25 protein-coding genes are annotated in these 24,285 nt (G+C 63.5%); 9 read left to right on the forward strand and 16 right to left on the reverse strand.

Features of this window, described 5'->3' with window-relative positions:
- Positions 1-43 precede the first annotated feature (43 nt).
- On the forward strand, positions 44-484 hold the full coding sequence (locus tag CI15_RS21950; protein ID WP_062130965.1) for a hypothetical protein: 441 nt from the start codon (positions 44-46) through the stop codon (positions 482-484).
- A gap of 70 nt (positions 485-554) precedes the next feature.
- Here CI15_RS21950 and CI15_RS21955 read toward each other — a convergent pair whose 3' ends face one another.
- Positions 555-1,706 carry a peptidyl-alpha-hydroxyglycine alpha-amidating lyase family protein gene (locus CI15_RS21955; protein WP_062130967.1) on the reverse strand — a complete coding sequence of 384 codons (1,152 nt, stop codon included), beginning with the start codon at positions 1,704-1,706 and terminating at the stop codon, positions 555-557.
- A 135-nt stretch (positions 1,707-1,841) separates the two neighbouring features.
- Complete coding sequence (locus tag CI15_RS21960) at positions 1,842-2,738, reverse strand: LysR family transcriptional regulator (RefSeq protein WP_062130970.1); 897 nt, start codon at positions 2,736-2,738, stop codon at positions 1,842-1,844.
- Between the two features lie 99 nt (positions 2,739-2,837).
- On the opposite strand from CI15_RS21960, the gene CI15_RS21965 reads away from it, so the two are divergent.
- Both CI15_RS21965 and CI15_RS21970 read left to right on the forward strand, forming a co-directional pair.
- Positions 2,838-3,782, forward strand: coding sequence for a nitrilase-related carbon-nitrogen hydrolase (locus CI15_RS21965; protein WP_241495891.1), 945 nt, complete (start codon positions 2,838-2,840; stop codon positions 3,780-3,782).
- 97 nt (positions 3,783-3,879) lie between these two features.
- On the forward strand, positions 3,880-4,173 hold the full coding sequence (locus tag CI15_RS21970; RefSeq protein ID WP_062130976.1) for a DUF1330 domain-containing protein: 294 nt from the start codon (positions 3,880-3,882) through the stop codon (positions 4,171-4,173).
- A gap of 47 nt (positions 4,174-4,220) precedes the next feature.
- On the opposite strand, the gene CI15_RS21975 is transcribed toward CI15_RS21970, so the two are convergent.
- From CI15_RS21975 to CI15_RS21985, 3 genes are all read right to left on the reverse strand, one after another.
- Positions 4,221-5,072: a carbohydrate ABC transporter permease gene (locus tag CI15_RS21975; RefSeq protein WP_062130979.1), complete on the reverse strand. Its 852-nt coding sequence runs from the start codon at positions 5,070-5,072 to the stop codon at positions 4,221-4,223.
- On the reverse strand, positions 5,069-5,959 hold the full coding sequence (locus CI15_RS21980; protein ID WP_062130982.1) for a carbohydrate ABC transporter permease: 891 nt from the start codon (positions 5,957-5,959) through the stop codon (positions 5,069-5,071). The genes CI15_RS21975 and CI15_RS21980 overlap by 4 nt, the downstream gene beginning before the upstream one ends.
- A 176-nt stretch (positions 5,960-6,135) precedes the next feature.
- Positions 6,136-7,368, reverse strand: a complete 1,233-nt coding sequence (locus CI15_RS21985; RefSeq protein ID WP_062130985.1) for an ABC transporter substrate-binding protein — start codon at positions 7,366-7,368, stop codon at positions 6,136-6,138.
- Between the two features lie 318 nt (positions 7,369-7,686).
- On the opposite strand from CI15_RS21985, the gene CI15_RS21990 reads away from it, so the two are divergent.
- From CI15_RS21990 to CI15_RS22000, 3 genes are all read left to right on the forward strand, one after another.
- Positions 7,687-8,460, forward strand: coding sequence for an SDR family oxidoreductase (locus CI15_RS21990; protein ID WP_062130988.1), 774 nt, complete (start codon positions 7,687-7,689; stop codon positions 8,458-8,460).
- Positions 8,461-8,522: 62 nt separating this feature from the next.
- Positions 8,523-9,605, forward strand: a complete 1,083-nt coding sequence (locus CI15_RS21995; RefSeq protein ID WP_062130991.1) for an ABC transporter ATP-binding protein — start codon at positions 8,523-8,525, stop codon at positions 9,603-9,605.
- A gap of 95 nt (positions 9,606-9,700) precedes the next feature.
- Positions 9,701-10,564 carry a MurR/RpiR family transcriptional regulator gene (locus tag CI15_RS22000; protein ID WP_062130994.1) on the forward strand — a complete coding sequence of 288 codons (864 nt, stop codon included), beginning with the start codon at positions 9,701-9,703 and terminating at the stop codon, positions 10,562-10,564.
- A 15-nt stretch (positions 10,565-10,579) separates the two neighbouring features.
- On the opposite strand, the gene CI15_RS22005 is transcribed toward CI15_RS22000, so the two are convergent.
- Both CI15_RS22005 and CI15_RS22010 read right to left on the reverse strand, forming a co-directional pair.
- The gene (locus tag CI15_RS22005) at positions 10,580-11,353 is read right to left on the reverse strand and encodes a 4'-phosphopantetheinyl transferase family protein (RefSeq protein ID WP_062130997.1); all 774 of its coding nucleotides are present in this window, start codon (positions 11,351-11,353) and stop codon (positions 10,580-10,582) included.
- Positions 11,354-11,365: 12 nt separating this feature from the next.
- Positions 11,366-11,845 (reverse strand): hypothetical protein, encoded by a 480-nt coding sequence (locus CI15_RS22010; protein WP_062130999.1) that lies wholly within the window; start codon positions 11,843-11,845, stop codon positions 11,366-11,368.
- A 285-nt stretch (positions 11,846-12,130) separates the two neighbouring features.
- Here CI15_RS22010 and CI15_RS22015 point away from each other — a divergent pair, with 285 nt between their 5' ends.
- Positions 12,131-13,366 (forward strand): YbfB/YjiJ family MFS transporter, encoded by a 1,236-nt coding sequence (locus CI15_RS22015; protein ID WP_062131002.1) that lies wholly within the window; start codon positions 12,131-12,133, stop codon positions 13,364-13,366.
- A gap of 40 nt (positions 13,367-13,406) precedes the next feature.
- Here the strand turns inward: CI15_RS22015 and CI15_RS22020 are convergent, their stop codons facing one another.
- The 6 genes from CI15_RS22020 to CI15_RS22040 all read right to left on the reverse strand — a co-directional run bounded on the left by CI15_RS22020 (position 13,407) and on the right by CI15_RS22040 (position 17,067).
- A complete protein-coding gene (locus tag CI15_RS22020; RefSeq protein ID WP_062131005.1) occupies positions 13,407-14,051 on the reverse strand; it encodes a trimeric intracellular cation channel family protein in 645 nt (214 codons plus the stop codon).
- Entirely contained in the window at positions 14,048-14,176 is a 129-nt protein-coding gene (locus CI15_RS38070) for a hypothetical protein (protein ID WP_277621046.1), read from the reverse strand. The genes CI15_RS22020 and CI15_RS38070 overlap by 4 nt, the downstream gene beginning before the upstream one ends.
- The gene (locus CI15_RS22025; RefSeq protein ID WP_062131007.1) at positions 14,173-14,628 is read right to left on the reverse strand and encodes a MarR family winged helix-turn-helix transcriptional regulator; all 456 of its coding nucleotides are present in this window, start codon (positions 14,626-14,628) and stop codon (positions 14,173-14,175) included. The genes CI15_RS38070 and CI15_RS22025 overlap by 4 nt, the downstream gene beginning before the upstream one ends.
- Positions 14,629-14,725: 97 nt before the next feature.
- A complete protein-coding gene (locus CI15_RS22030; protein WP_062131010.1) occupies positions 14,726-15,253 on the reverse strand; it encodes a GNAT family N-acetyltransferase in 528 nt (175 codons plus the stop codon).
- Positions 15,250-15,837, reverse strand: a complete 588-nt coding sequence (locus tag CI15_RS22035; protein ID WP_062131013.1) for a helix-turn-helix domain-containing protein — start codon at positions 15,835-15,837, stop codon at positions 15,250-15,252. The genes CI15_RS22030 and CI15_RS22035 overlap by 4 nt, the downstream gene beginning before the upstream one ends.
- Positions 15,838-15,948: 111 nt before the next feature.
- Positions 15,949-17,067 (reverse strand): M23 family metallopeptidase, encoded by a 1,119-nt coding sequence (locus CI15_RS22040; protein ID WP_062131016.1) that lies wholly within the window; start codon positions 17,065-17,067, stop codon positions 15,949-15,951.
- Positions 17,068-17,739: 672 nt separating this feature from the next.
- On the opposite strand from CI15_RS22040, the gene CI15_RS22045 reads away from it, so the two are divergent.
- Positions 17,740-19,956 carry a beta-glucosidase family protein gene (locus CI15_RS22045; protein WP_062131019.1) on the forward strand — a complete coding sequence of 739 codons (2,217 nt, stop codon included), beginning with the start codon at positions 17,740-17,742 and terminating at the stop codon, positions 19,954-19,956.
- Between the two features lie 60 nt (positions 19,957-20,016).
- Here the strand turns inward: CI15_RS22045 and CI15_RS22050 are convergent, their stop codons facing one another.
- The gene (locus CI15_RS22050; RefSeq protein ID WP_062131652.1) at positions 20,017-21,339 is read right to left on the reverse strand and encodes a metal-dependent hydrolase family protein; all 1,323 of its coding nucleotides are present in this window, start codon (positions 21,337-21,339) and stop codon (positions 20,017-20,019) included.
- A gap of 721 nt (positions 21,340-22,060) precedes the next feature.
- Between CI15_RS22050 and CI15_RS22055 the strand changes: the two genes are divergently transcribed.
- Positions 22,061-22,927: a MipA/OmpV family protein gene (locus CI15_RS22055; protein ID WP_161950051.1), complete on the forward strand. Its 867-nt coding sequence runs from the start codon at positions 22,061-22,063 to the stop codon at positions 22,925-22,927.
- Positions 22,928-23,013: 86 nt separating this feature from the next.
- Here CI15_RS22055 and CI15_RS22060 read toward each other — a convergent pair whose 3' ends face one another.
- Positions 23,014-23,553 (reverse strand): thioredoxin family protein, encoded by a 540-nt coding sequence (locus tag CI15_RS22060; protein WP_062131025.1) that lies wholly within the window; start codon positions 23,551-23,553, stop codon positions 23,014-23,016.
- A gap of 1 nt (position 23,554) precedes the next feature.
- The gene (locus CI15_RS22065; RefSeq protein ID WP_062131028.1) at positions 23,555-24,271 is read right to left on the reverse strand and encodes a cytochrome c biogenesis CcdA family protein; all 717 of its coding nucleotides are present in this window, start codon (positions 24,269-24,271) and stop codon (positions 23,555-23,557) included.
- Positions 24,272-24,285: the final 14 nt, after the last annotated feature.

The following is a 24,285-nucleotide window of genomic DNA, read 5'->3' on the forward strand; positions in this document are numbered from 1 at the left end:
CCCCGCTATACTCGGCGCCGTCTCACTAAAACAAACACCGGATATGTCGAAAAAAATCATCCAGATGGTTGCCGTGGCTGCATTGAGCGCCGCGGCCTCGTTGCCGGCACTCGCCGGTGATATGAACAACATGCTCGGCGGCGCGCTCGGTGGCGTGGCTGGCGCGGCAGTCGGCGGCGCGGTCGGCGGCAGCACCGGCGCGGTGATCGGTGGCGCGGTGGGCGGCGGTGCGGGCGGCGCGGTCACGTCGAATCGCCGCGAACGAACCGGCGCGATCATCGGCGGCGCGCTCGGTGGCGGGGCGGGCACCGCGGCCGGCAATGCGATGGGCGGCCGCGGCGGTGGCCTCGTCGGCGCGGCGCTAGGTGGCGGCGCAGGTTCGGCGCTCGGCGGCAACATCTCGCGCTCGAACTCGTATGCCGACGACTATTCGCGCGGCTACCATTCGGGCAAGCACCATCACAAGCATCGTCGATACGACTGATTAGGCCTGGCGTTCATAGGGCCGCCGCATTCGCCTCACGGGCGAAGGCGGCGGCCCTTTCGCTTTCCCATCACGCATGCAGAACCAGCTTCTGAATACGCCAGTTCAGCAACTCGGCAACGAATAATACGTTCTCCGAAGGGCATGCCATCTCGTGAATCCAGCCGAACTGCTTCGGCTGTCTGCCCGCTTTGCCGAGCACGCCGAGCAGCTTGCCGTCGAGTGTCATCTTGTAGATGCGGCCCGGAAACGCATCGGCGCTATAGAGCACCTGATTCGGTCCCGGCGAAATGCAGATCGCCCATGGCGAGCCCGGCGCGAACGTGCCCGCCGCGAGCTCGGCTTCGGTCGGCATGTTGCCGATCAGCGGACGCGCGTCCGGCGGCACCGGCACGTCGATCGTGAACTGGCGCAGGAAGGTGCCCTCGGTATCGAACACCTGGATGCGCCGGTTGCTGCGATCCGCGACATACACGTTATCGTGCGCATCGACCGCGATGCTATGCGGCGTATGGAACTGCCCCGGACCCGTGCCGCGATCACCCCATGACTTCAGCCAGTTGCCGTCGCGATCGACTTTCGCGACGCGCGAGTTGATGTACCCGTCGCTGATATAGGTGTTGCCCGCCTTGTCCCACGCGACGTCGGTCACCTGGCGAAAGCGTCCGGGCTCGGACGGCAGCGGCGGATTCGGATGCTTGAGCGGCGCGGTTTCTTCGTCCGATGCTTCCTGCTTGCGGCCGAACACCATCGCGACGCGTCCTTCCGGCGTGAACTTGATCACCATGTCCGAGCCCTTGTCGGTGACCCAGATGTTGTCGTGCCGGTCCACCTTCACCGTGTGCGCGAACGACCATGCATACAGGTTGTGGCCGATCTCGCGCACGAAGCGTCCGTCGGGCGCGAACTCGAGCAGTTGCGCGGCGGCCGCGCCGTAGGCGGGCCCGGTCGTGTTGCCGCGCGACAGCACGAAGATATGGCCACGCGAATTGAGCGCGACGCCCGAGCATTCGCCGAAGTACACGTCGTTCGGCAAACGTACGGGATTGGGAATCGAGTCGTAAGCAATCGTGGGTACGGCGGGTGCATCCGCCGCGAACGTGGACGGTATCGCGAGCCCGGCCGCGCTGCCCGCCAGCAGGTTCATGAAGGTCCGGCGGCTCATCGCCCGGTGCTCGGGACTGCCACAGCATGCACACAACGACTCGTATCGTTCGCTCATTCGTTGTCTCCGTTGGTTGTCCTTCAGGCTTTACCGGCTTACACCCGGAACGCGCAAAGGCAATCGTAGTGCACAAAACGCTTAATAGCTAAACCGTTTTGCAATGCCGCGGGAGACACTTCCTGTCACGCGCGATCACGTGCTTGCGGTGACTCGCCTCGACGTTTGCGCCGCGCCACGCACGAACTCGACGAAGCGCGCGGTCACCGGATCGTCGCGCGTGGGCTCCCATGCGAGTCCGACCCGCCAGCGCGCCGCGGCATCGCGCAACGGTATGACGGTCGCATCGCGCAGCAGATATTGCACGCGGGACGGCAGAAACGCCGCGCCCACGCCTGCGGCAACGGCCGCGAGCACCGTCTGGATATCGTCGGCTTGCTGGATCACGCGCGGCACGAAACCGTGCACGCCACACCAGCGATCAATCTGCGCGGTGAGCCCCGGCCCGCGCCCGCGCGCCAGTGCAACGAAGCCGGGTTCGTTCAACCGCTCCAGGCTCGCCGGCAGGCGCTTGACGCTCGCGTTTTGCGGCAACGCGAGCGCCAGTCGTTCATCGAGCACGGCGAACGATGAGAGCCCGGCTTCGGCGGGCAAACGTAGAAAGCCGACATCGAGCTTGCCGGCCAGCAGCCGCCTGCTTTGCTCGGCCGACGACAGATCGTTGAGCGTGACCGACACGTTCGGATTGAGGCGCCGGAATTCGGCGATCAGCGGTGGCGCGAAATTGAGGGTGGAGAGCCCGAGACCGATCCGCAACGCGCCGCGCTTGCCGCCGCCCGCCTCGCGGGCGCGCGCGAGCATGTCATCGGCATCCCGGAGCAGTGCGGTCGCGTCGGCAAGAAACGCTTCGCCGAACGCGGTGAGTTCGGCGCCATGCCGGCCACGTACGAAAAGGCGTGCGCCGAGACTCGATTCGAGCGCGACGATTTGCTTGCTCAGCGCGGGCTGGCTCACGCACAGGTGTTCGGCCGCGTGACCGAAGTGACGCTGTTCGGCGACGGTCACGAAGGCCCGCAATAATTTGAGTTCCATTCCCTTGACCTATTGAACGCGTCAAAATATTCATTTTACTTATCGATGCATGGCGGGTCCAATGGAGCTGTCCGATTCGCCCGTTCAGAGGTCTCTGCCATGTTCGCTTCGATGTTGCGTGTTGCCGCCTTGCCGTTGGAATTGGCCTGTGGCGCGAGTTCACCCCATGTCACTCACGTTTCGCGGATCGCGGACCGGCTTGCGCGTGCCGCTTGCGAAGGGATTGGGCTCGCGGTGTTTCCCGAAGCGTGTCTCGTCGAGTGCGCGAATCTGGCGAAGCTGCATCGGCGTGAGTTCGAAGCGCTGGCCGAGCGGCTCGACGGACCCTCGGTGAGCGCGGTTGCCGATGCGGTCGAAGCAACCGGTGTGGGCGCCGGTGTCGGCCTGATCGAGCGCGGGCCGGATGGGCGTATCTTCAACAGCTACGTGATTTGCCTGCCCGGCGGAATGCGTCATTGCCATCGCAAGCTGTACGCGTTCGAGCATCGGCGCATCGACTGCGGAGACCGCTTTACCGTGTTCGATACAGCGTGGGGCGTTCGCATCGGCGTGCTGATCGGCGCCGACAACTATCTGGTCGAAAACGTGCGCATGACCGCGCTGATGGGCGCGACGCTGCTGGTGGCGCCGCATCGGCGGTACCGAACGGATCGTGACGGCGCGCTGCGCCGCTGGTTGCCAGCGCACGCGGCCGAGAACGGCATGTTCGTCGCATTCAGCGCAGCGACCGAAGGCGCCAACGAGAACGACGGGGAAGCGGACACCCCGATGATTCTCGACCCCTGCGGCCGCGTCCTCGCCGACCACGCCAGTGGGGAAAGCGCATTCGTCTCAGCGGAACTGGACACGGCGTTGCTCGGCGAGAGCGTCGGCCGGAGATGGCTCGAAAGCCGTCGCCCGGAGCTTTACGGACCCTTGGCTCAACCGGCCGGTGTGGCGCGGGCGAACGCGCATGCCGGCGTGGCGGCACGCGGCGGCGCGGTACCGCTCAGCGTCGCCGTGGTGAGTCGCGACCGGCTGACGGTCAGGTGGAATGTGCGGTGACGGTACAGCTTCGCGATCCCTCTTTGCTACTATGTAAGACCGCGACTGGTTTGGTCCGCTTTTGTCCCGCATGGGCCCATCACACAAGGAGATTCGAATGAGCAAAGGTTATTGGGTGTCGTCGTACCGCAAGACCAACGATCCGCAGAAACTGGCCGCGTACGCGCAACTGGCCCCGGCCGCGGTAGCAGCGGCTGGCGGCAAGTTTCTCGTGCGGGGTGTGGCGGACGAGACCCGCGAGCAGGGCCTCAAGGAACGCACGGTCGTGATCGAGTTCCCGACCTACGAGGCGGCCGTCGCCGCTTACGAAAGCGAGGAGTACAAGAAGGCGCTGGCCGCATTGGGCGACGGCGTCGAGCGCGATCTGCGCATCGTGCGCGGTACCGACTGACGCGCGAGCCGCATGCAAACACTGCGCGGCACGCGCCGCGCAGTCACTTACTTCACCGCGCCCAGCGCGAGCCCCTTCACCATATAGCGCTGCAACCACGCAAATACGATCGAAACCGGCAACGTCGCGCACAAGGTCGCGGCCATCACGAGATGCCATTCGACCACGTACTTGCCCGCCACCATATCGGTCACCTGCACGGTCAGCGTCTTGTTCTCCGGCGAGCGGATCAGCGTATAGACCACCGCGAACTCGTTCCACGCGTTGATGAACGTGAAGATCGCGGTCACGACGATGGCCGGCACCGCGAGCGGCAGAAACACCTTGAACACCGCGCGCGTGCGGCTGCAGCCTTCGAGCCACGCGGATTCCTCGAGATCCTGCGGGACGGTCTGAAAGTACGACGACAGCATCCACACCGCGAACGCGATATTGAACGCCGCGTACGACACGATCACGCCGATCCTCGAATCGACCAGGTTGCCGTCACCCCACGGAATCATCGCGGCGAGCCGGAACAGGCCGACCACGAGCAGGATCGGCGAGAGCATCTGCGTGACCAGCAGGAACTGCCGATACAGGCCGCGTCCGCGAAACGGAAAGCGCGCGAGTGCGTAAGCGGCGGGCAGGCTCACCGCGAGTGCGAGCGCGGTGGACAGAAAGCTGATGATCGTGCTGTTGCGTAGCGCGACGCCGAAGTTGGCCGCGTCCCACATGTCGATGAAATTGCGCCATTGCCATTGCACCGGCAGCCAGCGCGCCGGGTAGACGAAGATCTCCGAGGCCGGCTTGACCGCGGTGAAGAACATCACCGCGAACGGAAACAGGATGACGATCACGAGCGGCAACAGCGCGAGCCAGCACCACAGCGAGCGTTTCGTCTTCGCGCTCAGACTCATGACGGCACTCCTTCTTTCGTGCGTTGCAGACGCAGATAAGCGATCGAGAACGCGAACAGCATCACGAGCATGATCAGCGAGACGGCGGCCGCTTCGCCGGGGCGTCCGAGCCGGAAGCCGAGTTCGTACAGATAGGTGACGAGGATGTGCGTGCTGTTGTCGGGCCCGCCTTGCGTCATCACCCAGATGATCGGAAACGAGTTGAACACGTAGATCACGTTCAGCAGGATCGCCATGTTGATGAACGGGCGCAGCAACGGCATCGTCAATTGACGGAACTGCTGCCAGGCGCTCGCGCCGTCGATCCGCGCCGCTTCATAGATATCGCCCGGCACCGAAGACAGGCCGCCGAGAAAGATCGTCACCGTGAACGGAATCGACACCAGGATGCCGACCGCGATTTCGACGGGAAATGCGAGCTCGGGCGTGGCGAGCCAATGAATCGGACCGCCGATCAGCCCGAGCCGCTGCAGCGTGACGTTGACCATGCCGTAGTCGTCGTTGAAGGCCCAGCGCCAGACGACGGCGGTCATCGTCAGCGAGACGGACCATGGCAGCATCACGATCGTGCGCGCGATGCCGCGTCCGTGGAAGTCCTGATTCAGAATCAGCGCGACAGGGACCGAGATCGCCACCGTGCCGCCCACCACGCACACGGTCCAGATGATCGTGCGGCGCACGGAAGCGAGAAACACCGGGTCCTGGAATACGTTGATGAAATTCTGCTCACCGGTGAAATCGCGGATCGCGCCGAAGCGCGACACCTCATGCAGCGACTGCCACACGATGTTGAAGATCGGATAGGTGATGATGAACAGCGCGAGCACGAGGCTCGGCGCAATCAGCAACCAGGGCGCGGGCGCGCGCGGAGAAACGGAACGGCTCATGCGTGCTCGATCGTAAGACGCGCCCGCTTTTTCAGGCGGCGGGTGCGACGGAATGGGCCGGAGAGTGCATCTTGCTGCGTCAGCTCGATGGTGCGGGTGGCGCGGCGGAGCGCGCGACGCCGTCGTAACGGCGCCGCGCGTCTCCTGTTCGCCTCTTTAATGCCAGCGGCTGCCCGTCACTTACCGAGCGACTTGTTCGCCTGCGCAGCGGCCGTATTCAATGCTTCAGCCGGTTGCGCCTTGTTCAGGTAGATCGCCTGCATCGAATCGCTCACGGCCTTCGCGGTGTCTTCCCAGCCGGTCACGGTCGGGGCGAAGTGAGCCGTGGGCAGCAGCGCGATGAATGCCTTTACGTCCGGATCGTTGAACGCCGGGTCCGTCGCTTCGGCCTTCGTGGTCGGCAGGAAGCCTTCCGTCGTCGTGAACTCGACGCGCGGTTCCTTCGTGAACAGATAGTCGAGGAACTTCCACGCGCTCTTCTTCACCTTCGAGTTCTTGAACATCACGATCGAGTCGGTGACCGCGTAGGTGGCGTGCGTCGTGCCCATCGGCACCGGATCGATGCCGTACTTCAGGTTCGGCGCTTCCTTCTTGATCTGCTTGGCGAGGAACGGCGCGGAGATCACCATCGCGACGCGGCCCTGCTTGAACAGGTTCTGCACGTCTTCGCGGCTATAGCCGGTGACGCCCGGTTGCGTGAGGCCCTGGTCGATCATCTGCTTGTACATCGTCGCGGCCTTCACGCCCGCCGGCGAATTGAACGCGGCTTTACCGTCTTTGCCGACCACGTCGCCGCCCTGGGTCCACAGCGCGTAGTAATAGTAGACGTCGGTTTCGATTTCCTTGCCTTGCAGACCGAAGCCGGCGATGCCTTGCGCCTTCAGCTTCTTCGATGCATCGATCACGTCGTTCCAGGTCTTCGGGCCGTCGGGATAGCCGACCTTCGCGAGCATGTCCTTGTTGTAGTACAGCGCGCGCGCCGAAGCGGCGATCGGCAGGCCGTAGGTCTTGCCGTTGATCTGGCCGGGCGCGAGGAACGGACCGATGAAGCGGGCCTTGAAGTTCGCGTCCATATAGCCGTCGAGCGGCTCGGCGACGTCGTCCTTCACGAAGTCGAGCAGCCAGCGCGTGCCGACGATCGCGAGGTCCGCGTTGGCGCCGCCGGAGATGTCCGTTTGCAGCTTCTGTTGCAGCGTGTCCCAGTTCACGTCTTCGATCTTGATGGTCGTGCCGGGGTTGGCCTTCTCGAAGTTGCGGGCCATCTTCTCGAAGTACGGCGCGGTCGCGTCGCTGTAGTGAGCGACCGTCACGCGAACCGTGTCGGCGTGGGCCGAGACGGCGATACCTGCAAACGCGAGCGCCACGGCGACTTTGCCTAGCGCGAGGGAAGCACGGGCATGCAACGACATTTTTCTCTCTCCTGTGGGTGGTTTGCTGCCGTCGCCGGCCGCCTTGGGTAAATTGTTTGAAAAAATCCTACATGACGCAAAATTGCTTGTCACGTAGGGTCTGCGATATTTTTTCTCGCGCGGTTTTGTGCATAAGATGCTGTAAAGCATGGGGTATTCTGCACTGCGAGATGGCGTGAAACCCACTCTTCGGGATAGCCCGGCAGGCGTTGCCGGTTATTCGTGTAGGAAATTTACAGTATTTCGCCCTAGGCGAGCCGGGTGGCGGAAGGCGACGGCAAGACGGCTGAAACGGCGGGGCGAACGAGCGAGGATCACATGGATCGTGTCGTGTTGGTAACGGGCGCATGCGGCGGTATTGGCAGCGTGTTATGCGAGCGCTTCGTCGAAGCGGGCGATACGGTGCTCGCGCTCGACATCGACGCGGCGGCGCTGCAAACGCTCGGCACGAAACTGGGCGAGGACAAGATCGTGCCGGTCGCGGTCGATCTCGGCGACGCCGCCGCGGTGCACCAGGCGGTGGCCGCGGCAGTCGCGCAGCGCGGCCCGGTCGACGTGCTGGTCGCGAACGCGGGCGCGGCGCTCGGCGCATCGCTCGCGAGCACCGACGCCGCGAGCTGGCAGCGCGACATCCACCTGAATCTGAACGGCACGTATCACACGGTCGAGGCGGTGCGCGCGTCGATGATCGAGAGGCAGCGCGGCGCGCTCGTGCTGATCGGCTCGGTGAACGGTCTCGCCGCGCTCGGTCATCCCGCGTATAGCGCGGCGAAGGCCGGCCTGATCAGCTATACGAAAGCGCTCGCGATCGAGCTGGGCCGCTACGGCATTCGCGCGAACATCGTGTGTCCGGGCACGGTGAAGACGCAGGCGTGGCAAGCGCGGGTCGACAAGAATCCGCAGGTGTTCGAGGAACTGAAGAAGTGGTACCCGTTGCGCGATTTCGCGACGCCCGACGACATCGCCGACGCCGTGCTGTTTCTCGCGTCGCCGCAAGCGCGCGTGATCACCGGCGTCGCGTTGCCGGTCGACGGCGGCTTGATGGCGGGCAATCGCCTGATGGCGCAGGAGCTGACGCTCGAGTCGTTCTGAGCGCGCCGTGCGTCCGGGGAACCACCCGCAACTACAACACGCAGCAAGACAATGAGGACAGCATGGCAGCAGTGCAACTGAGCGGTATCTTCAAACGCTATGGCGATACCCAGGTCGTGCATGGCATCGATCTCGACATCGACGACGGCGAGTTCGTCGTGCTGGTCGGTCCGTCGGGCTGCGGCAAGAGCACGTTGATGCGAATGGTGGCCGGGCTCGAGGAAATCAGCGGCGGCGATCTGCTGATCGGCGGCACGCGCGCGAATACGCTCCCGCCGCAGCAGCGCAACATCTCGATGGTGTTTCAGAGCTATGCGCTGTATCCGCATCTGTCGGTGTACGACAACATCGCGTTCGGTCCGCGCATTCGTAAGGAATCCTCGGCGAGCTTCAAGCCGCGTATCGATGCCGCCGCGAAGATGTTGAACCTCAGCGGCTATCTGGACCGCTTGCCGCGCGCGCTGTCGGGTGGGCAGCGGCAGCGCGTCGCGATGGGCCGCGCGGTGGTGCGCGAGCCGTCGCTGTTCCTGTTCGACGAACCGCTGTCGAATCTCGACGCGAAGCTGCGCGTGCAGATGCGCACCGAAATCAAGGCGCTGCATCAGCGTCTGAAGAACACGGTGATCTACGTCACGCACGATCAGATCGAAGCGATGACGATGGCCGATCGCATCGTCGTGATGAACGCGGGGCGGATCGAGCAGATCGGCCGGCCGCTCGAGCTGTATGACCGTCCGGCGAATCTGTTCGTCGCGAGCTTCCTCGGCTCGCCGTCGATGAATTTCGCCGAGGGCGTGATCATCAATCGCACGCAGGGCCATGGCCTCGCGTTGAAACTCGCGGACGGCAGCGAGGTCGCGCTCGAAGGCGCGCCCGCGTCGGCCGTGGTCGGCGCGAAGGTTACGCTCGGCGTGCGGCCCGAGCACATCGAGATCACGACCCAGATACCGGATGCCGCGCTCGACGTCGAAGTGGTCGAGCCGACTGGCGCCGAGACGCACTTGTACGGGACAATAGGCGGTTCGTCGTGGTGCGTGACCACGCGCGAACGCTCGAAGATCGATCCCGGTCAGCGTGTCGCGCTGCGTCTGCCGGCCCAACACATTCATCTGTTCGATACGGAGAGTGGACGCAGGCTGGTCTGAACCGCGCGTGGCTTGAACGTCAATCAAGCCGATCGATGTCGAAGTAGCTGCAAGCGACGCGGATCCATATGTAAACAGACCCTAAGGAACACCGGGTGTCCGCACCGAACTTGATTCCTCATATCCGCAGCGCACTCACGAGTCTGCGGCCCGCCGAGCGCAAGGTCGCCGACATGGTGCTCGCCGACGTCGACTTCGCGATGCGCGCGAGCATCACCGAACTCGCGCAACGCGCTGACGTGTCCGAGCCTTCCGTCACGCGTTTTTGCCGCGCGATCGGTGCGCACGGTCTGCGCGACTTCAAGATGCAGCTCGCGCAAAGCGTGGCGGGCGGGCTGCCGTATGCATCGACCGCGGTCGCGCGCGACGACGACGTGCAGACCTTGCTGGACAAGGTCGGCGAGGCGGCGATCGACGGCATCACGCATGCGCGCGGTGCGCTCGATCCAGCCGTGGTCGAAAGCGCGATCGCGGCGCTTTCGAGCGCCCGGCGGGTGTTTTTCTTCGGCGTGGGCTCGGGTTCGGGGCTCGTCGCGCAGGACGCGGCGCTGCGGTTTTTGCGCATCGACATTGCGGCGGCCGCGTTTACCGACGGTCATTTGCAGCGCCTTTACGCTGGCCTGATGGAACCCGGCGACGTCGCCTTCGCGATCTCGCATTCGGGCCGCAGCGTCGAAGTGAACGAGAGCATCCAGATCGCGAAGGAGCGCGGCGCGACCACGATCGCGCTGACCAACGTCGGCTCGCGGCTCGCATGGCTCGTCGATATTCCGCTGCTGCTGCGGGTGGCAAGTCCGATCGATCCGAATACGCCGGGCGTCTCGCGGCTCGTGCATCTGTGCATCATGGACGCGCTCGCGATCGGCGTCGCGCTGAAGGCGGGGCCTGAGACGCTGGAAAAGATGCGCCACGCGAAGGCGCGGCTCGTGCCGCATGAGCCGGAAGGGGCGGGCGGATAGCGCGCGCTCGTAGCGCTAGCGCATCGTCCTCTTCGGCCAGCCGATCATCCATACCTTGGTCACGGGCTGCGCGACCGCGACCGCCGCGCGAAGCTTCCCACCCATCGGCAAATCGACCATCTGCCACTTGCCGTGCCGCGCGAATTCGAGCGTGAAGCTCGCGGCTTCATCCGAGGACAACACCCGCTCATCGATATCGACCGACGCGTCGCGCAACGCGCTATGCAGGCTGTCGCGCCGCGCGCGCCGGCGTAGTGCTTCGGGCGGTTCGTCGAGCGCGAGGCCCGGCGACGGCACGACGACGCTCAGACCGAGCGCCGTCGTCGCGATACCGATCACGATCCAGATGCCGCCATACGCGATATCGATCGAGATGCCGCGTCCATCACGAGGATGATGCGCGCGCAGCCTGTCGCCAACGTCGTCGCGCAACTCGATGTCGCGTGGCGCGCAGTCGAACAGATGACCGGCGATCCAGCGCACGGCCACGCGCGCGTTGATGAAGCGCTTGCGCAGCGTGGCATTCGGATGCAGCCGCGCACGCTCGCGCTCCGGCTTCGACAGCCACGCATCGCCTTCCGGCGCCGGCACCGGTAGCCATTCGCAACGAAAACGCCACAACTGCAACTCACCCGCGCGAGGCACGGCGGCATCGCGCGGGAAGTGGCGGCTCAGCGGGTGCGGGATCAAGGCGGGCGCGTCGGTCGCGGTGAAGAAAAAAACGCGGGTGGGTGTCTCCGTTTCATTTGCGGCGAGCGTCGCGCACGCGTCGTCCGGTTCCCATGACATAGGCGAAGGTCCTCAATGCATGTATGTGACGCGGCGCGCCTGCACGTCGAGTTCGACGCCGGCATCGAGCAGATCGATGGCGAACCAGCGCAGCAGTTTCAGCACGCCGCTGACGGCCGGCGCGGGCAGCCATTCGCCGAGCATGCGCAACGCGGCGCCGCTATGGGTCTTCTGCAGCAGCGCGATCGATTGCAGCATCACGGCCTCGTCCTTGCCGAGTTCGGTCGCGCAACGGCAGCGCATGTCGAGCGGCCGATACGACACGCGCATCAACGAGCGCATCAGCAGGTCGAAGTGCTCGATGCCGTCCTGGCGTAGGCCGGCCTCGCTCAGGATGTCGCGCCAATGCAGGCTACCGCGCGCGCTTTCGCAGGCCGGCCGCAGCCATGTGCGCACGGCGCTGAGCACGGTGTGCTCGGGCGCGCCGACGGCGTCGAGCGGATGGTCGTCGATCAGTTCGGGGCGGCTGCCGTGTTGCGATCGGAAGTTCATCGATGCTCCTCCAGGGAGACAGTCCGGCAACGCGCGCTGGCCACATGGGACGCGGTCGCGTCGCGAGTCGGATTGAAGGTCGGGTGATCTGCCATGCGCTGAATCATGGGCCAAATTCGTCGTTAATGCAAATCATTCTCATTTAAAAGCATCCGACATTTGAGCTAATGCAACTAACCGTCAAGCCTGAGCGTCGCTCCCGGCTATGATGGCAATCTCGCGCATGCGGCCGTCCCACTTGCTCCCAAACCGGCTTGCAGCGTTCCCGTTCACGTCCCTCCGCCCATGTCCTCCCGTTCCGCCGACACCGCCCCGCACTCTCCGACCACCATCGCGGCCCAACGCCTGCCGACCCTGCTGCTCGCCGCTGCGCTATCGCTCGGCAGCGCGATCGCGCTCGGCTTCGCGCGCTTCGCGTACGCATTACTGTTGCCGTCGATGAAACTCGACCTCGGCTGGAGCTTCGCGCAGGCCGGCGCAATGAACACCGCCAACGCGCTCGGCTATCTGCTCGGCGCGCTCGTGTTTCCGCGCCTCGCGCGCCGCTGGTCGGTGGGCGCGCTGTTCGCGGGCGGCTGTGTGCTGACCACGCTGCTGATGGGCAGCAGCGGCCTCACCGCCGGCACGCATGCGTTGTTGACGCTGCGCGTGATCACCGGCGCGAGCAGCGCGGCCATCTTCGTCGGCGGCGGCGTGCTCGCGGCGCGGCTCGCATCGGCGCGGCCGCGCGATGCGGGGCTCATCCTCGGTCTGTATTACGGCGGCACCGGGTGGGGGATCGTCGCGTCGTCGATGCTGGTGCCGGTGACGATTCTCGACGTCGCCCACGGCTGGCAATTTGCGTGGTTCGCGCTGGCGGCGGCCTGCGCGCTGTTCACCTCGGTCGCGATCGGCGCCTCGCGCCGGATCGAGCGGGCGCATTTGAGCGCGACGTCGACTGCGCACGTCAGCGACGTAGCCAACCCGCCACGCTGGCCGCGATTCGCCACCGCGCTCGCGGGCTATGGCCTGTTCGGCGTCGGCTATATCGGCTACATGACGTTCATCGTCGCGCTGCTGCGCAACGCCGGCATGAGCGCGGCGGTCGTCACTGGTTTCTATTTGCTGCTGGGCGCGGCGACCGTGGTGTCGGCGCGGATCTGGTCGACGCTGCTCGATCGTATGCGCGGCGGCCAGGCGCTCGCGGTGCTCAACGCGCTGCTCGCGATCGCGACGCTGCTACCCGCGCTGTTCACGCAGCCGTGGGTCGCGTTCGTTTCGGGCACGCTGTTCGGCGCGACGTTTCTATCCGCGGTCGCATCGACGACTGCGTTCGTGCGCCACAATCTGCCCGCGAGCCATTGGGCAAAGGGCATCAGCGCCTTCACGATCGTGTTCGCGTTCGGGCAGATCGTCGGGCCGGTCGTGATCGGCTGGGTGTCGGATGGTGCGGGGCTCGCGCGCGGGCTCGTGTACTCGGCGCTGCTGCTCGCCGCTGGCGCGGTGCTCGCGGCGTTTCAGAAGGCGTTGCGCGCCGCGTGAGCCGCGTTGCGCGTGCTTCGCCGTCAGCGCGGAAGGGCCGTTATGGGTTGTCGCGCGTCTCGGCCGTGCGTCGGCCCTGGAAGACCGGCAGCCGCCAGCCGTAGCGCAGCGAGGCGAGTCGCACCAGCACGCACGCGAGCGTGGCGAACCACGGCGTCCACCAGTCGGTCCAGCCCGCATACGAAAAGCCGACCTGCACCGCCGCACCGAACAGCGCGGCCGATGCATAGATCTCGCGCTCCAGAATCGCGGGCACGCGCGAAAGCACGACGTCGCGCATCACACCGCCGCCCACCGCGCTGACGATGCCGAGCAGAATCGCGAGCTCCGCATTGTGACCATACGCGAGCGCTTTCTGCGCCCCCGACACCGCGAACAGACCCAGCCCGATCGCATCGAAGAACAGCACCGGCTGACGCAGCCGGCGCACTTGCGGATACGCGAGAATCGCCACCGCCGACGCGGCGAGCGCGACGGCCAGATATCGCCAGTTGGACAGTCCCGCCGGCGGGATCGCGCCAATGCACACGTCGCGCACGATACCCCCGCCGCACGCGACCATGAAGGCGATCACGACGATGCCGAACAGGTCGAGCCTTCGTTGACGCGCGGCTACCGCGCCGCTGATCGCGAATACGAAGGTGCCGATCAGATCGAGAATGGTATAGACGGCGTGTGAATTCACGGAGTGGTTTCGGGTTGGCAGCCGATGCGGCGGATCGCGTCGAGCATGTACTCGCGCACGTCTTCGTCGTAGGTATGCATGTTCGGCTTCAGCGTCGCATCGTCGGGGATGATGTTTTCTTTCATGCTTTCGCAGGCGGCGCGTTTGCAGACTCGCTTTCGAGCAGGCTGTGCGACAGCTTGCGCAGCAGACGCTCGAGCGTCTTGCGCTCGTTCTCGCTGAGCGCCTTCGCGAGCTCGCCTTCGAGTTCGGTGCCGATCGTTTCGGACGCCTGCGCAACTTCGAGGCCGTGCGCCGTGGCGCGCAACGCGATGCTACGGCGGTCCGACGCATGCATGCTGCGCGTGATCAGGCCGCGCGTTTCAAGCTCGGCGAGGACCTTGGAAAGCAGCGTCTTTTCGATCAGCGCGCGTTGCGAAACGGACTTGGGCGTGATGTCGGGCTCCGCGCAGACGAGGCGCAGCACGCGCAGCGCGCGCACGTCGAGATCCCAGCGCTCGCGGTAGACCAGATTTGCGCGGTTGATCAGCAACGCGCTGGTCAGATCGAGCCTGAAAGTCAGGAAGTCCGAGTACAAGAAGTTGCTCCGCCGTGCGCCGTCATCCGCAGTGCAGGCATTATAGGTAAGTAGTTGAAATTTTCAAATAATTGCGCGGAGCGCGGCGTCTGCGTAGTCAGAGCTGTTTGCAAAAGAAGGTCGTGCCACAGAACGTACCGTCTGGCATCAGCGCGTAATTCGGCACGCTGCCGACACGTTGCCAGCCGGCGCGCAGATAGAGCCGCTCGGCATCGCCACCGGTCACGGTGTCGAGTACCAGAACCGATTTTTTCTCTTGCCGTGCGATCCGATCCAGCTCGCTCATCAAAGCGTGAGCGACGCCGCGTCGGCGTGCCTTTCTATGCACGAGCATCTTCGCGACATCCGCACGATGCGGCTGATTTTCGGGTTGCGCGGTGATCAACTGCACGGTGCCGACGATGTCGCCGCCGGGATCTTCGGCGATCAGCAAGGCGCGCTCGCCGCGTGCGACGCCCTCCGCGACGTTGCGCCAGAACGCGAGCGCGGTGGTGCGCGAGATCGGCAGCATGAAGCTGACCGACGCCCCGCCTTCCACGCAGTCGATCAGCACGTCGGCGAGCGCTTCGACACAGGCCGCCGCTTCGTTCGCGTCGACACGTCGTATGGTCACGCTATCGGTCATCCGTTTCTCCGTTCGTTGACTGGCCATGTGGTTAGCGCGACGAGATAGCGTGCGCGTTTGCGCGTGGGGTTGCGGAATGCGGTCGGGCTATCGAGCCGCATGGCGAGACAATCGCCAGCTTTGAGTCGCCAGGTGCTGTCGCCGACCGTGATTTCCATGGCCCCTTCGAGCATCCACACCTGCTGATGAATGTCGGCGTCGCGCGCGCCAGTTTCGTAACTGACGCGCCGACCCGCGGGAAAGTTGACCTCGACCAGTTGGATCGCCGAACGCGCGGTCGGCGACAGATGACGCCTCACATAACCGGAACTCGGATCGGTCCACACCGCCTGCTCGGCCGCGCGACTAACCGGCGACGGCTCGGCAGCCGGCGCGCCATCCTGCTCGAACAGCGACGCGAGCGGCACGTTCAACGCGGTGGCGAGTTTGTCGAGCACGGTCGCGGTGGGGCTGCTCTGCCCGCGCTCGATCAGCGAGATATTCGAGCGGCTGACCTTGCTGCGCTCGGCCAGCGCATCCAGCGACCAGGCTTGCGCGTCGCGCAGCTCGCGGATGCGGCGCGCGATCAGGGCGTTGATGTCCATGTGATCCAGTTTAAGGGACGGTGTTTCCAGTAAACTAGAGGCCGATTTTTTTGTTGTCAATACCGAGGCAAAGGAATCACGCGTGACGCTACGCACGCATGGTTTCGTGCCTCAACCCGACGAGCCCTTCTGCGATGCCTCGAGATTCGCTGTGCTTTCAGCATTCGACGCCATCCTGACCGTCGGAGTATCGACGGACAACGCCGCGAGTTTTTCGCGCAGGACGCCCGTCGTGCTATCGAACGCGATGCGCTGACTGCTCGTTAGCGGCGAAGCACCGGTTCGGCTTGTCAACTTCAGCGGATCGCGCGGTTGATTATGCTCACGCACCTCGAAATGCAGATGGGCCCCCGTGGCCGTGCCGGTACGGCCTACCGCGCCGAGCGCTTGTCCTTCAGTCACCGGCGCGCCGACGCGCAATTTCGGAGCAAAGGTCGACAGGTGTGCGTAGTGCGTCGTATAGCCTCGCGGATGACTGAGCACGATGATGTTGCCGTACCCCTGTTGGAAGCCGATGAACCGCACGGTTCCTGAGGCGGCCGCGAGGACAGGTGTCCCCTTCGGTGCGGCGAAGTCCACGCCTGTGTGCATGAGATGCTTGCCCTTGACCGGATGAATTCGGTGACCGAATGGCGAACTGACCCGAACGTATCGGAGAGGCAGCGCAAATGGCGTGGCGGCAAGCCGCTGTCCGCCGAACGAATAGTAGTCGCCGTTAGTGTGCCCCGGCGCGACGAACCACACGGCCTGGTAGACCTTACCGCCCGACCTGAGTTCGACGGCCGTCAGACGATTGCGCGGTGCGGCCGTATTGTCCGATTCATAGAGCACCTGGTAGGTGTCGCCGGTCTGCGCGGGTGCGGCGAGGTTGAGTCGGGGAGCAAAAACACGCGCGATTTGCTCCTGCACATCCATCGGCACGGCAGCTTGCACCAGCGTGTCGCGCAACGTCCCTTCAATCCGCCCCGCGTATGAGCCACGATCGGCCTCCGCCATGATAAGCGGCGCAGCGTCAGATAGCGGAGTATTTGTGGTTTCACTCGATGTGTTCACGTCACTGTCGACCTCGGACTCCACAACCCAATCCGACGTGCCAAGCAGCGCAACGATGCCGCATAGCAATACCGCACGCGCCGAAGACTTGAATCGGCAATTCGGGAGATGACGCACTTTGCTGGAAATGGCGTAAGCGCCGGAGCAGCCATGACGTAAAAAGGGCAAGCGCATCATTGCAAAACCTCGCAGTCGAAAGGGCTGCAGGCATGAATGACACTGCTTGAAACGCAATAGAAACCCAATAGAAATCCAATAGACAGAGGGTTACTGATTAGCGCTACACAACCCGGTAAGAAGAGTCCTTAGTCTATTGACCACGACTTTCCATGAATATTGGATGGGTCCTAATTTTGAGATGGGGTGGCCGGGACGAGTCACAAAAACATGCCGAATGCCGGCAGCCGCTTGGCTATGCGCCGGCGACGCGCTGTGTGTCGGACCAGGAGCGCACCTTCTTCCAACCCCGCGCCAGGCCAACAGCGACGATACGTCGCACATCGCCGTACATTTTTCCGCGTTTCTCAAATGTGTGAAATATTCGAATAGAAATTGCCGATTGATTATTCGAATTGATTCGATAGCTTTCAATTAGCCTGTGTAAGAAAAGCCTTACGTCTCATTACGCATAAAGTTACGCGTATTAGTAGAATTACCGATGCTGTAGTCAGACTACATTCTTACATTACTCACCACGGAGAGTCGCTACAGCCCATCCAGTTGCGCTGATTCTTCTTCCAGCAGGCAAACGTTTGCAGTCATCGCTGCACGCCTGTTTTCGCGTCCGCTTCCCACCCACCCGACGCGCTCCGCTGCCCCCAACAAAAGCACAATTTCGGAGAGAAAACGATGCAGAAGAAACTTTGGCCGGCCGTCGCGATAGCGGCGGCTGTGAGCGCTGCTGCGCACGCGGAAATCCCCACTCCTGGGCTCGACTTTGCACCCATGTCGACGGTGCTGAACGCGTTTGCGTCCGCCGCGGCGCATCGGCGCGCGGAAACGCTCGTCAACAAGATGACGGTCGACGAAAAGCTGCAGTTCATTCATTCGGAGTACGCGATGTCGTCCGTGCCGGGCGGCGGCGCGGGCTACATTCAAGGTGTGCCGCGTCTTGGCATCCCGGACCTGAACATGGTCGACTCCGCAACGGGTTCGGGCAGCACCAACCAGCCATCGACGACCTTCCCCGCGACGCTCGCGGTGGCGGCAAGCTGGGACCCTGCGCTGGCGTGGAACTTCGGCAAACAGATCGCGATCCAGTTGCGTCAGCAGGGCTTCGCCATGGGCCTCGGCGGCGGCACGAACCTCGCGCGTGAGCCACGCGGCGGCCGACTCTTCGAGTATCTAGGCGAAGATCCCGTGCTCGCCGGTGAAATGCTCGCCGCGCGGACCGATGGCACGCAAAGCCAGAAGGTCATCGCGACGATCAAGCATTACATGGGCAATGAGCAGGAACATAACCGCGGCGGCGGCAATAGCCAGATCGACGAGCGCACGATGCGCGAGCTCTATCTGCTGCCGTTCGAAATCGCCGCGCGCCGCGCGCAGCCCGGCAGCGTGATGTGCAGCTACAACGAGGTCAACGGCACGCAAGCCTGTGAAAACTCGCACATTCTCAACGACGTGCTGAAGAACGACTGGCACTTCGAAGGTCAGGTGCAGTCGGACTGGGGCGCGACGCATAGCACGGCACCGGCGATCAATGCCGGTCTCGATGAGGAAGAAGATGTCGGTTCGACCGTCTATCTGACGCCCACGCTGGTCAAGCAGGCGATCGCGAACGGCTCGGTGTCGACCGCGCGCCTCGACGACATGGTCGAGCGCAAGCTGTACGTGATGATCCGCACGGGCGTGATGGACGATCCGCCGAAGGGTGGCGCGACGATCGACTTCTCCGCTGCAAGAGCGTTCACGCAGTCGGTCGAAGAGCAATCGATGGTCCTCCTGAAGAACGCCAACAATCAGCTGCCGCTTGCGGGCGGCGCGTTGTCGCGTATCGCGGTGATCGGCGGCCACGCCGACGCGGCGGTGCTGACGGGCGGTGGCTCCGGCAATACGCGTGATCCGGTGACGGGCGCGTTCTCCGGTTGCGGTGGCCTGACGTTCGGCACGACGACAGGCTGCAGCTGGTGGACCAACCCATGGCTGAAGCTGCCCACGCCGATCGTCTCGGCGATTCAGGCAGCCGCACCGCAGGCCACGGTGACGTTCGCCGGCAATAGCGATCAGCAGTCGCCGTTTGCCGCCTACACGCAGCAGCAGATCACCCAGGCGGCGCAGTTGGCGGCCAACTCCGACGTCGCGATCGTCGTGGTCGCGCAGCCGGCCGGCGAGGACATCGGCGATCAGCCGAGTCTGGAACTCGCGAATCCGACCAACCAGGATGCGCTCGTCGAAGCGGTCGCGGCGGCCAATCCGCACACGATCGTCGTCGTCGAAAGCGGCAACCCGGTGCTGATGCCCTGGAAGGACAGCGTGTCGGCGATCGTCGAAGCGTGGTATCCGGGTGAAGGCGGCGGCAACGCGATCGCGAACGTGCTGTTCGGCAAGGTCAATCCTTCCGGCAAGCTGCCCGTCACGTTCCCGGTGCGCGATCAGGATACGCCGACGTGGGGCACGAATGGCGCGTTTGCGGCAAACCCGGTCTACTCCGAGAAGCTTGACATGGGCTATCGCTGGTACGACTCGCAGAACATCACGCCGATGTTCGAGTTCGGCTACGGCCTGTCTTACACGCACTTCGCGTACTCGGGTCTGTCGGTTCAGCATCTGCCGGGCGGCTTGATCGACGTGTCCTTCAACGTGCGTAACGATGGCCGCGTCGCCGGTGCGGAAGTGCCGCAGGTGTATCTGGGCGTGCCGTATCAGGGTGAGCCGCCGCGTCGTCTCGTCGGTTGGGACAAGGTGGGTCTGAACCCGGGCGAATCGCGCCGTGTGCATCTGGTCGTGACGCAGCGCATGCAAAGCGTGTGGGATACGACCAACAACCGTTGGCTCTATGTGCCGGGCAGCTCGGTGTACGTCGGCGCATCGTCGCGCGACATCCGTCTGCAGGGACACAGCTAAATAGTGTGACGGTGTAGCGAATGCGGGCGCGCGAGGTTGCGCGCCCGCATGCATTGCTGACTACGCTTTCAGCGTGTTCTTGTAGAACTTCCCATCCTTCATCACGATGCGCAGGTTCTGCTCCGGATTCGCAATCAGGTCGAGATTCTCGAGCGGATTGCCATCGACGAGCAGCAGATCGGCGTACGCACCTTCCTCGAGCACGCCGAGCCTGCGCGGATACGGATTGCGCTTGCCGGTCAGCGCGAGCAGTTGGCCATTGGTACCCGTGGCCATCCCCAACGCTTCGGCCGGGCTATACCAACGCTTCATGTGAGTGAGCATCGTGCCTTGCCGCGTCGCGATGGCCTGTGAGAAGAGCAGGTCCGTGCCGAACGCGACCTTGATGCCATGCTTGCGCGCGAGTCTGAAAGCGTTGTCGGTGCCTGCCACCACTTCAAGAAACTTTTCGCGACTCTGCGGGGCGAGCGGGCCCACGTCCTCTTCACTGATGAACGGCTGCGTGCTCAACCACGTGCCGTTTTTCGCCATCAATGCCGCGGTCTTGTCGTCCATCAGATGACCATGCTCGATGCACTGCGCGCCCGCCGCCACGGAACGCTGAACCGCTTCGGGCGTGTACGCATGCGAGAGGACATAGGTGCCCCAGTCGGCCGCCGTTTCGACCGCCGCGCGCAGCTGTTTTTCGGTGAACGTCAGCATGTCGAGCGGACTGCGCGGCGTCGATACGCCACCGGATCCGACCAGCTTGATCTGCGTCGCGCCCTGAATGAACTGCTCGCGCACGCGCACGCGCATTTCGTCTTCGGTGTCGGCGATCGCGAAGCCGCCATCCCGCTCCCCTTGCGTGACCTGACTGCTGGTACGCGGCAGATCCGTCAACGGACGAAAATCGCCGTGGCCGCCGGTCGTGGTGATCATCGCGCCGGACGGATAGATGCGCGGCCCCGAAATCATGCCGCTATCGATGGCCTGCTTGAGCGCGAACGAAGGGCCGCCCGCGTCGCGTATCGTCGTGAAGCCGCGCAATAGCGTGCGTTCGGCTTCGGCGCTCGCGGCAAGATGGACGAATGCAATGTCGGATTGAAGGATGACCTGAATCGGCAGCGCCGCGAGCAGCGCATGCCAGTGCATGTCGATCAGGCCGGGCATCATCACCTTGCCGCCGCAATCGACGAGCGTCTTGCCTTCGACCGAAGCGGGCTGCCCCTGACCCAACTGGCTGATGCTGTTGCCCTCGACAACCATATAGAGGCCGTCGCGCAACGTCATCGATTTGCCGTCGAACAAACGGAAGTTCGTGAACAGCACGGGCTTGGCGGGCGGTGCGGGCGGCAAGGTGCTTTGCGCCTGGCTGAGTCCGGGCAGAACCAGACTCAGCATCGAGGCCGCGAGACCGGTGACAAAGCCGCGGCGCGACAGGTCGGCACTGATGCGACGGTTCGCATACTGCGCCTGAGTCTTGTCGCACAGACACGAGAGCGATGGATTGACCTTCTTACTGCCGATGTACTTTCCTGAAGACATAGCTCACCCGTAACGTAGATCACTGTGCATCGAAAGCCGCCATCTGACTACAGTTCACAATTGGCGGCATGAAAGTCAAGCCAGCAAAGAGTATAACCTGAGACTGAAGACGGCAAATTCGCTCGATTTAATACAAGCATTGAAGTCGCATCTATTGCCTGATTACATAGTTGCAACACCTAATTAAAAAATATGCTTGCGACTGCCGAAAAGAACCGGCTATTCTCATACCACTCATTCTGTCGGTGAATATCCCGTAAGAAGGCACGTAATTCTCGACCACGTTGGGGGAGCGAGATGGGGCGGCCATGCACCCCAGCAAGGCGATTGCATCGCGTAATGCAAGCTCGCGTTCATCATTGCCATCCTCGCACGAGGTGACAGTTCACATTTTAGCGACATTGCAATTCGCCTTTATAGCGCTATCGCGTCCGGGTATGCGTACTCATTCGATTTTCATTTTGTTGGGGGCATGTTCGCACCATTCAGCTATTTGATCGTATCGCCACCACGCGATGAATGTCGGGGCCGGCAAAGCCGTATTCGGCTCGCTTGTTTTTTCATGGAGAAAATCGAAATGATTAATGTGTCAAAGCCGCGCATGATCAAGGCGCTGACGGGGGCTGCCTTGTCGCTGTTTGCCGTCGCCGCGATGGCGGACGATACGCTCGGCTTGTCCGAAAGCCTATTCTCGATCGGCGCACCAGAGATCACGCAGACACCCGCAGCGAATGCGAGCCCGTGGCGATTTGCGGTCGGCGCCGGGGTCGTGAACATGCCGAAATTCCCCGGTGCGAGCGGGACGAAGTGGGAAGTGGTGCCGTCGGTGAGCGCGAACTACGATCGCTTCTTTATCGGTGCGAACCCGGATGCGGCGGCGCTGCTGTCGCTCGGTGCATATCTGTATCGCGATAGTAACTGGCGCGTCGGTGCGGCTTTGACATACGATTTCATCGAACCGCGCAGCGAGTCCGACGACTCGCGGCTGCACGGACTCGGCGATGTCAAACGCACCGCTCACGCCGAGCTGTTCGGTGTCTATACCTGGGATTTCATCACCGCGCGCGCGAGTGTGTTGACCGATATTGCCGGCAACGATCGTGGCACCGTCGCGACGTTCGATCTGCTTGGTCGCTATCAGCCCATTCCGCAACTGACCCTGAGCGCGGGGCCGGGCCTGACGTGGGGAAGCGACAAATATAACGAAACGTATTTTGGCGTGACGTCCGAACAGAGCGCCCGCTCGGGATTGCCGACCTATTCGGCCGGTTCAGGTTTGAACCAGTTGCGCTTCTCGGTCAACGGGGTGTACCGGATCGCGACGCAGTGGAATGTCGGCGCGAGCGTGTCGTTCGCGTGGCTGCGCGGCGATGCGACGGATAGCCCGATCACGGAGAAGACAAGTCAGATTACGTACGGTCTTTTCGCCAATTATCTTTTCTAGCCGGCCGATCACGAATGAAGCCCCCATGTTCCCGATTGCTCGGGCGCATGAGGGCTTTTCCGCTCGATGAGTCGGCACACGCTTCGTCAATTCTTCTGGGCGAGCAGCGCCTGAATCTTCGCCTCGGTCTGCGCGTAGTCGCCTTCGCCGAAGTGCGTGTAGACGATGGCACCTTTCTTGTCGATCAGATAGAACGCGGGCCAGTACTGGTTGTCATAGGCACGCCATGTCGCATACTGGTTGTCCTGAGCAACCGGATAGCTGATGCCGAGCCGTTTGAGCGCGGTCTTCACGTTGCCGGTGTCGCGTTCGAACGGATATTCGGGCGTATGCACGCCGATCACCGTGAGCCCCTGATCCTTGTACTTCTGATTCCAGCTTTTCACGTAAGGCAGCGTGTTGGCGCAATTGATGCAGCTATAGGTCCAGAAGTCGACCAGAACCACTTTGCCACGCAATTGCTGCAACTTGAGTGGTTCGCTATTGAGCCATTGCGTAATGCCGGTGAATTCGGGTGCGGGCGGCCCGCTTTCCTGCGGTGCAGCGATGGCGGTCGTGCTAGCGGCGAGCAACGCGCAGGCGGCAAATGCGGTGGACAGTGCAAAGCTCTTCAATTGGGTAGTCATGTCAGATTCCTTTCAGTGAGGGGAAGAGGGCGGCGAGCCGCGCGTACAGCAGCACGTCGTATTGCAGATAGATGGCGAGCGCGGTCAGCATCACCAGTACGCCGAATACCTGTTGCAGGCGCTCAGCGTGACGTGCCACGACGCGTACATGGCGGGTCACGTAATGTCCGCCGTAGATGATCGCGAGCATCGGAATTGCCGCACCGATCGCATACAGCGTGAGCAGCAGCGTCGACCAGCCGAGATCCTGGGCCTTCACGACGAGCACGAGGATCGAGGCAAGCACGGGGCCGGCGCAGGGTGTCCATACCGCGCCGAGCGACATCCCGAGCACGAAGCCGCCCGCGTTGCCGCTGCCGGGTTGCGTGCCCGGTGCCACGACCGCGCCGATGCGATCGAGGGGCCCTTGCAGTTGTGCGACGAGCCAGTTGAAAGGGCGCGGCCAGATGCGCAGGAATCCGGATAAAGCCAGCAACGCAATGCCCGTATTGCGTAGTACCTGTTGTGCGACATGCACCGTGCTCGACACCGCGCCCAATAGCAGCGCAAATGACGCGAAAGTCAGAATGAAGCCGGCGATGATAAAGAGCGGCCGCGTGCGGCTTGGTTGTTCGACGGAAGTGCCGAGCAGGATCGGCATGACCGGCAGCACGCAGGGAGAGGCAATCGTCAGCAGCCCGGCGAGCAGAGCGAGCGGAGTTTCGAGAGGACTGTGCATGATGGGCGTTCCGT

The sequence above is a fragment of the Paraburkholderia monticola genome, assembly GCF_001580545.1.
Lineage (GTDB): Bacteria > Pseudomonadota > Gammaproteobacteria > Burkholderiales > Burkholderiaceae > Paraburkholderia > Paraburkholderia monticola.